This is a genomic window from Streptomyces sp. NPDC019531, assembly GCF_044903305.1.
Lineage (GTDB): Bacteria > Actinomycetota > Actinomycetes > Streptomycetales > Streptomycetaceae > Streptomyces.
In genome coordinates this window covers 1-1,856 of record NZ_JBJDQL010000133.1, presented here as the reverse complement: position 1 = coordinate 1,856, position 1,856 = coordinate 1, and the positions used below count along the sequence as shown (strand labels likewise).

The 1,856-nt window shown below is 68.2% G+C and carries 1 protein-coding gene; it reads right to left on the bottom strand.

Annotation, left to right across the window (positions count from 1 at the left end):
* Positions 1–1,793: amino acid adenylation domain-containing protein (locus tag ACI2L1_RS45140; RefSeq protein WP_404745293.1), on the bottom strand; the 1,793-nt coding region annotated here is incomplete at its 3' end.
* Between the last annotated feature and the right edge of the window lie 63 nt (positions 1,794–1,856).

The window sequence follows — 1,856 nt, the reverse complement described above, 5'->3', positions numbered from 1 at the left end:
TTCCCGTTCGGGTTCAGCGGCAGCCCCTCCAGCACCACAAACGCCGCGGGCACCATGTAGTCCGGGACCCGCTCACACACCCACCCCCGCACCACATCCACACTCACGCCGCCGGTACCGCCGGTACCGCCGTCACCGGTGTCGGGTATGACGTAGGCGACCAGGCGTTTGTCCTGTTCCCGGTCCTCACGGACCACGACCGAGACCTGCCCCACCCCCGGACAACCCGCCAGCACCGACTCGATCTCCCCCAGCTCGATCCGGAACCCACGGACCTTCACCTGGTTATCGACCCGTCCCACGAACTCCAACTCGCCGTCCCCGGTCCATCGGGCCAGATCCCCGGTCCGATACATCCGGCTGCCGGCGGGCCAGAACGGATCGGCCACAAACTGCTGCGCGGTTTGACCCGGCGCGCCCAGATACCCACGCGCCACGCCAACCCCGGCCAGGCACAACTCCCCGGCCACCCCGGTCGGTGTGGGCCGCAACTCGGCATCCAGCACATAGGCCCGCATACTGTCCAGCGGCCGACCGATCGGCACACTGTCCGGCACCACATCGACCAGCGCCCGCCGCGTGGCAAACGTGGTCGTCTCGGTCGGCCCGTAGACATCCACCACAACCAGTCCCGGGCACGCAGCCAGCACCTGGCGAACCGCGCCGGCCGGGACCACATCCCCGCCTGTCCACACCTCACGCAGCCCGCTGAAGCACCCGGCATCGTCCTGGGCGAACAGCCAGAACAGCCCAACGGTCAGAAAGATCCCGGTCAGCCGGTACTCGTTGACCAGCACCTGCAACCGTTCCGGCTCCAGCACACCGGCGGGCCCCACACACACCGTCCCGCCATTGAGCAGCGGCACCCACAGCTCGTACGTGGACGCGTCGAACGCCAGCGGCGAGTGCAGCAACACCCGCTCATGCCCACCCCCGGCAAACGCGTCGTCCAGAGCCAGCGCCAGCACATCCCGGTGCCGAACCGCGATCCCCTTGGGCACCCCGGTCGAGCCCGAGGTGTACATGACGTACGCCAGATTGTCCGGCCGTACGACGACGTCCGGCGCCTCGGAGCCAGTCAACTCGTCGAGCGTGATCACCTCATCGTGGATCTGGCGCGCCGTCGCCTCCCAGGACGGATCAGTCAGCAACACCCTCGCCTGCGCCTCACCAAGGACCAGCCGCAACCGATCCACAGGCGCCCGCCCGTCCAGCGGCAGATAAGCACCACCGGCCTTGAGTACGCCAAGCACCGCGACCACCGACCGAATCGAATGATCCATCAGCACCCCGACCCGGTCCTCGGGCTCGATGCCCGCCTGGATCAGTTGCCGGGCAGCGGAGTTCGCCAGCGAATCCAGTTCCGCGTAACTCACAGCCCGGTCCTGCCGCACCGCGATCGCGTCCGGCGTGCGGGCCACCTGCTCCTCGAACCACACCGGCACCGAGACCTGCGGCAGGGACACGTCGGTGTCGTTCCACTCCACCAGTAGTCGCCGCTCACCGGGCAGCAGCACGTCCACGTCACTGACCCGTTGTGTGGGATCGCCGGTCAACACGTACAGCACCTGTATCCACCGCTGTGCCAGCGCCCGTGCCGTGTCCGCGTCGTACAAGTCCGAGGCGAACTCGACCTCGCACCGCACACCCGCGGGTGCGCCGTCGGGTGTGAACCGCTCGGTCAGATGGAACGCCAGGTCGAGCTTCGCTGTCCGGGTGGGCGCCGGTTGCGGTGTCACGTCCAGGCCGGGAAGCTGGAACGTGCCGTGGGGGGCGTTCTGCAGGGCCAGCATCACCTGGAAGAGGGGATGGTGGGACAGTGACCGTGCCGGGTTGAGGACTTCCACGAGATGCTC